This is a genomic window from Actinoplanes sp. NPDC051388 (assembly GCF_055586225.1).
Map to the genome: position 1 here is coordinate 67,822 of NZ_JBVJIP010000007.1, position 6,000 is coordinate 73,821.

8 protein-coding genes are annotated in these 6,000 nt (G+C 70.9%); 6 read left to right on the forward strand and 2 right to left on the reverse strand.

All coding sequences use genetic code 11. The features are described 5' to 3' along the window. Window positions 1-15: 15 nt before the first annotated feature. Both ACZ6TI_RS18990 and ACZ6TI_RS18995 read left to right on the forward strand, forming a co-directional pair. Window positions 16-1,482: a family 43 glycosylhydrolase gene (locus ACZ6TI_RS18990; protein WP_465346390.1), complete on the forward strand. Its 1,467-nt coding sequence runs from the start codon at window positions 16-18 to the stop codon at window positions 1,480-1,482. 29 nt (window positions 1,483-1,511) lie between these two features. Further along, window positions 1,512-1,874, forward strand: coding sequence for a DUF2203 domain-containing protein (locus ACZ6TI_RS18995; protein WP_465346391.1), 363 nt, complete (start codon window positions 1,512-1,514; stop codon window positions 1,872-1,874). A 13-nt stretch (window positions 1,875-1,887) separates the two neighbouring features. Here ACZ6TI_RS18995 and ACZ6TI_RS19000 read toward each other — a convergent pair whose 3' ends face one another. Then, on the reverse strand, window positions 1,888-2,685 hold the full coding sequence (locus ACZ6TI_RS19000) for an SDR family oxidoreductase (RefSeq protein WP_465346392.1): 798 nt from the start codon (window positions 2,683-2,685) through the stop codon (window positions 1,888-1,890). 43 nt (window positions 2,686-2,728) lie between these two features. Between ACZ6TI_RS19000 and ACZ6TI_RS19005 the strand changes: the two genes are divergently transcribed. Both ACZ6TI_RS19005 and ACZ6TI_RS19010 read left to right on the forward strand, forming a co-directional pair. Next, entirely contained in the window at window positions 2,729-3,505 is a 777-nt protein-coding gene (locus ACZ6TI_RS19005; protein WP_465346393.1) for an aminoglycoside phosphotransferase family protein, read from the forward strand. Then, window positions 3,502-4,101 carry a DUF4291 domain-containing protein gene (locus tag ACZ6TI_RS19010; RefSeq protein ID WP_465346394.1) on the forward strand — a complete coding sequence of 200 codons (600 nt, stop codon included), beginning with the start codon at window positions 3,502-3,504 and terminating at the stop codon, window positions 4,099-4,101. The genes ACZ6TI_RS19005 and ACZ6TI_RS19010 overlap by 4 nt, the downstream gene beginning before the upstream one ends. Window positions 4,102-4,118: 17 nt before the next feature. On the opposite strand, the gene ACZ6TI_RS19015 is transcribed toward ACZ6TI_RS19010, so the two are convergent. After that, window positions 4,119-4,544 (reverse strand): hypothetical protein, encoded by a 426-nt coding sequence (locus tag ACZ6TI_RS19015; RefSeq protein ID WP_465346395.1) that lies wholly within the window; start codon window positions 4,542-4,544, stop codon window positions 4,119-4,121. Window positions 4,545-4,689: 145 nt separating this feature from the next. Here ACZ6TI_RS19015 and ACZ6TI_RS19020 point away from each other — a divergent pair, with 145 nt between their 5' ends. Both ACZ6TI_RS19020 and ACZ6TI_RS19025 read left to right on the forward strand, forming a co-directional pair. Beyond that, window positions 4,690-5,043 (forward strand): GntR family transcriptional regulator, encoded by a 354-nt coding sequence (locus tag ACZ6TI_RS19020; RefSeq protein ID WP_465346396.1) that lies wholly within the window; start codon window positions 4,690-4,692, stop codon window positions 5,041-5,043. Next, a partial coding sequence (locus ACZ6TI_RS19025) for an ABC transporter ATP-binding protein (RefSeq protein ID WP_465346397.1) occupies window positions 5,040-6,000 on the forward strand: 961 nt, incomplete at its 3' end. The genes ACZ6TI_RS19020 and ACZ6TI_RS19025, both read left to right, overlap by 4 nt.

The following is a 6,000-nucleotide window of genomic DNA, read 5'->3' on the forward strand; positions in this document are numbered from 1 at the left end:
ACACGAGGGATCGTCATGCTCTCCTCCACCCGCTTCAAGGCCGCCGGCGTCGTCGTCCTGCTGACCGTCGCCGGCGCCGCCGTCCCCTCCCCCGCGGTCGCGGCCACGGTCCTGCCGAACGTGCCGTACGTGCTGGTCAACCGCAACAGCGGCAAGGCGCTCGACGTCTACAACCTGGCCACCGGCGACGGCGCCGCGATCAACCAGTACGCCCGCAACGACGGCGCCTGGCAGCAGTGGCGCTTCCTCGATTCGGGCGGCGGCTGGTACCGCGTGCAGTCGGTGCACAGCGGCAAGGTGCTCGACCTGCCGTCGGCCGACGACGGCATCCAACTCGTGCAGAATTCCGACCGCAACGACGCGCGTCAGCAGTTCCGGCTGGCCGACTCGGCCGGTGGACTGGCCCGGCTGATCAACCGGAACAGCGGCAAGACGCTCGACGTGTGGGAGTGGTCCATCGCGGACGGCGCGAAGGTCTCGCAGTTCCAGGACCTGGACGGCGCCAACCAGCAGTGGCAGCTGGTCGCGCTGGGCGCGGCGGCCGGGTCGTTCACGAACCCGATCAAGCGCAACGGGCCGGACCCGTGGCTGCAGCACTACAACGGCTACTACCACCTGGCCACCACGACCTGGAACTCGACGATCACGATGCGCCGGTCGCGCACCCTGTCCGGGCTGGCCTCGGCGGCCGACACGGTGATCTTCAACCTGTCCGGCCGGCCGAACGGCTGCTGCAACATGTGGGCGCCGGAGTTCCACCTGCTGGACGGGCCGAACGGGCGCCGCTGGTACCTCTACTACGTGGCCGGGCAGAACGTGTCCGACTACAACCCGACGCAGCGGCTGCACGTGCTGGAGAGCTCCGGCACCGACCCGATGGGCCCGTACACGTTCAAGGCCGACCTGGGCAGCACCTGGGAGCTGGACCCGAGCGTCCTGCAGGTCGGCGGGCAGCTCTATCTGATGGGCAGCGGCATCGACGGCAGCCAGAGCCTGACCATCACCGCGATGAGCAACCCGTGGACGCTGTCCGGCTCGCGGCGCACGATCAGCTCGCCGACCTACTCCTGGGAGACCCAGTCCGGGGCGGTGAACGAGGGCGCCGAGCCGCTCTACCGCAACGGCAAGACCATGATCGTCTATTCGGCGAGCGCCTGCTGGGGTCCCGACTACAAGCTCGGCCTGCTCACCCTGACCGGCACCGACCCGCTGAACCGGGCGCACTGGACGAAGAAGTCCACCCCGGTGTTCCAGCGCAGCGACGCCAACTCGGTCTATGCGCCCGGTCACAACGGCTTCTTCACCTCGCCGGACGGCACGGAGAGCTGGATCGTCTATCACGCGAACGACTCGGCGGGCGGCGGCTGCGACATGAACCGGTCGACCCGGGCGCAGAAGTTCACCTGGAACTCCGACAACACGCCCAACTTCGGCACCCCGGTGCGCCTCGGCGTCACGCTCACCGCCCCCGCAGGCGAGTAGCTGGATCCGGCGTAGTACAGACTGGGCGGATGGGTTTGTTCACGCCGGACGAGGCGCGGGTCGAGCTGGCCAAGATCCGGCCGGTCCTGGACGAGATCGTCGAGGTCCGGGCCGACATGGTCGAGCTCACCGCCGCGCTGTCCACCGGCGGGCCGTCGCCGCTCGGCGGGCTGCCCGAGCAGAAGGCGGCCGAGGCCCGGCTCAACGAGCTGATGACCCACGTCCAGGAGACCGGCGCCGAGCTCAAGGGCATCGCGCCGCTGCTGGTCGACTACCCGGCCGACCTCGACGGGGTGCCGGTGCTGCTGTGCTGGCTGGAGGGTGAGCCCGAGCTGGGCTGGTACCACCGCCTGGATCTCGGCTTCGCCGGTCGCCGGCGGCTGGATCCCTAGCTTCGCGGCGCGGTCAGCGGGACAGGCCGTGCCTACGGTGGACGAGCCGCTCGGCGAGGCCGGTCGGCGCCAGGCGGCGCAGGGCGAAGACGACCGGCGCGTTGCTGCCCACGGCGTAGCGCTGGCGCGGCCGGTCCGCCTCGATCGCCTTGACGATGGTGGCGGCGACGCGCTCGGCGGACACCCCGGTGCCCTCGTTGCGGTCCAGGGCGGCGAGCATGGTCTCGAAGTCGTGCCGGTGCGGGGAATCCGCCGCCACATATTTGGTGCGGCGCTCGCTGATGCCGGTGTTGATGGAGCCGGGCTCGACAGTGGTCAGCCACACCCCGAACGGGGAGAACTCGTGGCGCGCGCCGTTGCTGAAACCCTTGATGGCCGCCTTCGACGCCACGTAGGACGACCGGTAGGCCAGCGGGAACGACGCGAGCATCGAGCCGACCATGACCACCCGGCCGTAGCCGCGCTCGCGCATGCCGGGCAGGGCGAGCTGGGTGAGGCGTACCGCTCCGAGGACGTTGACCTGGAAGAGCCGGCGCAGCGCGTCGGCCGGCAGTTCCTCGAGCGGGCCGGACTGGCTCTCCCCCGCGTTGTTCACCAGGATGTCGACCTCCGCGAGCCGATCGGCGAGGGCCTCGATCGAGTCCTCGTCGGCCAGGTCGAGCGGGAGGTATTCCACTCCGGGCGGCGGCTCCGGCGCGTCGGCCGGGCGGCGGCTGGTGCCGAACACTCGATGCCCGCGCCCGGCCAGCGCCGCTGCGGTGGCCCGGCCGATGCCGGACGAGGCTCCGGTGACCAATGCGGTGCGGCTCATCGCAGCACCCTATATGCGTTGCGGCTCTGGTTAGCGTTGATCCATGAGCGACGACCAGGTCCTGCAGGACACGCCGCATCGGCGGGTGGTGCGGGTGGGCGACACCGTGCGCCGGCCGATGCACGCCTGGTCGGCCACCATCCACGAGTTGCTGCGGCACCTGGAATCGGTCGGTTTCCCCTATTCGCCGCGGGTGCTCGGCATCGACGCGCAGGGGCGTGAGGTGCTCACCTATCTCGCCGGGGACTCCGGGCCGGACGGGTGGGACCGGGTGGTGGACGAGGCGGGACTGGTGGCCGCGGCCCGGCTGCTGCGCGATTACCACGAGGCGGTGCGCGGGTTCCGGCCCGGCGGCGCGGCGGTCTGGGCGGCCGGCGCCGGCGCACCGGGCGAGGGTGAGGTGGTCTGTCACGGCGACTTCGGGCCGTGGAACCTGGTGTGGCACGGCAACCGGCCGGTCGGCATCCTCGACTGGGACTACGCGTGGGTGGGGCGGCCGATGGGCGACGTCGCCTATGCGCTGGAGTGGGTCACGCCGTTCCGCGACGACGCCGAGGCGCTGAGGTGGCTGCGCTACCCGGCGCCGCCCGACCGCCGGCGCCGGCTGGAGCTGTTCGCGTCGGCATACGGGCTGACGTCGGTCGACGGGCTGGTCGACGAGGTGCTGGCGCAACAGCGGGCGGTGCTCGACCGCACCCGGCAGCTCGCCGCCGAGGGTCGCGAGCCGCAGGTCACCTGGCAACGGGACGGGACGCTGGAGGGGAACACGAAATGGATCGGCTGGACCCGGGCGCATCGGCGGCTCTTCGAGGCGGCGTGAGCGTTCCTCGGCATCAGATCCGGGCCGCCTTCACCGATGCGACGATCACGGTCTATCAGGCGTACCCGCCGGAGATCGCGACGCCGGCGTTGGCGGCCGGCCGGTTCGTGCCGCCGTTCAAGCGCGAGCGGATGACCTGGATCAAGCCGTCGTTCCTCTGGATGATGTACCGCTGCGGCTGGGCCTCGAAGCCCGGCCAGGAGCGGGTGCTCGCCGTCGAGCTGCGGCGGGACGGGTTCGAGCGGGCGCTGTCCGAGGCGTGCCTGAGCCACTACGACCGTGACCTCTACCCGGATCAGCAGGCGTGGTCGCGCCGGCTCGAGCAGAGCCCGGTGCGGGTGCAGTGGGACCCGGAGCGGTCACTGCGGCTCGGCGTGCTGCCGCACCGGTCGGTGCAGGTCGGTCTCTCCGGCGCGGCCGTGCACCGCTACGTCGACGAGTGGATCACCGGCCTGACCGACGTGACCGCCCTGGCCCGTGACATCCGCGATCGCCTGGACGCGGGCGACGACGAGGGCGCGGCCGGGCTGCTGCCCGTCGAGCGGCCCTACCCGCTGCCCCCGGCGATCGCGGCGGTCGTCGACGCGAGCGTCTGAGCACGTCAGAGCGCGCGTCAGACCGGCGGAAGGGCGCACACCCGCCACCGCTCGGACTCCTCCTCGAGGATGTAGGTCTCCACCGAGCTGCCGCCGCCGGCGTGCTCGACCTCGACGGTGACGGTCGCCCGCCCGCGGGCGTGGTCCACGTCGGTGCCGGTGATCCGGTGCGCGGTGATCGCCGGTCCGGGCTTCCCGAAGTCCACGATGGTGAACTCTTCCTTGGACGACGCGCACAGTGCGTCGAACTCCGCCTGGCTCAGCCCGTCGCGGGAGTCCTCGAGGTAGGCGTCGGTGGTCCGGTTGACCTCCGCCCTGATGTCGGTGACGTGCTTGATGCCGAGATAGAGCCGGATCGCGCCGAAGAGGAAGCCGCCGACCACCAGGGCGCAGACGGACACCAGCACGACGACCCAGGCGCGGACCTTGCGGGGCTTGCTCACGCCGAGAGGTTAGAGGCTGCCGACATCTTCCGCTGCCCCGCTTCCGCGACAGCGCGGCCGCGCGGTGCCTCCCCTTGCGCCCCAGGGCGCCATGGCTCTATGGTTCGTTACATGAGTAATGAACCACAGAACTAAGGAGGCTGCCTTGTTCACCGACAGCAGCCCGATTTATCTGCAGATCGCCAACGGCATCAAGGACGACGTCCTGAGCGGGGCCCTGAAGGAGGACGAACAAGTCATGTCCACGAACCAGTACGCGGCGTTCTATCAGATCAACCCGGCCACCGCGGCCAAGGGCTTCGCCCAGCTGGTGGACGAGGGGGTGCTCTACAAGAAGCGCGGCATCGGCATGTTCGTCAGCCCGCAGGCCCGCGCCAAGCTGCGCGGCGAGCGCCGGGAGCGGTTCTTCAGCGAGGTGGTCGACCCGATGCTCGCCGAGGCCAAGATGGTCGGCGTCTCGCTCGAGGAGATCACCGCCTATCTCGGGGAGCACCGATGATCCGGGTCCAGGACCTGACCGTCCGGTACGGCGGCACGGTCGCCGTCGACCACCTCTCGCTGGACCTGCCGGCCGGCAAGATCTACGGCCTGCTGGGCCGCAACGGTTCGGGCAAGACCAGCCTGCTCACCGTGCTCGCCTCCTTCCGGCGGCCGACGTCCGGCTCGATCACCGTGGACGGCGCCGACCCGTTCGAGAACCGCGAGCTGATGGCCCGCACCGCGTTCATCCGCGACAGCCTCGACGTGTACGACCAGGACCGGGTCGCGCAGGTGCTGCGGTTCATGAGCTGGATCCGGACCGGCTGGGACGGCGACCGTGCCGCGGAGCTGCTGGACCTCTTCGAGATCGACCCCCGCAAACGAGTCGCGTCGCTGTCCCGCGGCCGGCGCTCCGCGCTGGGCGTGGTGCTGGGCCTCGCCGCGCGGGCCGAAGTGACCATTTTGGACGAGGTCTATCTGGGCATGGACGCGGTCGCCCGCACCGTGTTCTATCGCGAGCTGCTCGCCGACTACCTGGCGCATCCGCGGACGATCATCCTCGCCACCCATCTCATCGAAGAGACCGCGGACCTCTTCGAGCGGGTGATCATCCTCGACCACGGCCGGCTGGTGCTCCACGAGGAGGCCGACGACCTGCGGGGGCGCGGTGTCACGGTGACCGGGCCGGAGTCGGCGGTGGAGACCTTCGTCGCGGGCCACACCGTGCTCAACCGGCAGAGCCTCGGCACGGTCCGGTCGGCCACGCTCTACGGCCGGCTCGACCACGCCGACGAGGACCGCGCCCGATCCGCCGGTCTGACCCTGGGACCGGTCGGCGTCCAGGACCTGTTCGTCCATCTCACCTCGGGCGCCGGGGGCGGGGCCGAGGGCAAGCAGCAGGAGGGCCACCCCCGACCCCCCCACCCCACCCCCCCCCCCTTCTTTTCCCCCCCTCCCCCCCCCGCGCGTTCTGGAC

Excerpts from the sequence above, each read along its gene's own strand:
- ACZ6TI_RS18995 (WP_465346391.1), top strand. The coding sequence starts at position 1,512 with ATGGGTTTGTTCACGCCGGACGAGGCGCGGGTCGAGCTGGCCAAGATC.
- ACZ6TI_RS19005 (WP_465346393.1), top strand. The coding sequence starts at position 2,729 with ATGAGCGACGACCAGGTCCTGCAGGACACGCCGCATCGGCGGGTGGTG.
- ACZ6TI_RS19000 (WP_465346392.1), bottom strand. The coding sequence starts at position 2,685 with ATGAGCCGCACCGCATTGGTCACCGGAGCCTCGTCCGGCATCGGCCGG.
- ACZ6TI_RS18990 (WP_465346390.1), top strand. The coding sequence starts at position 16 with ATGCTCTCCTCCACCCGCTTCAAGGCCGCCGGCGTCGTCGTCCTGCTG.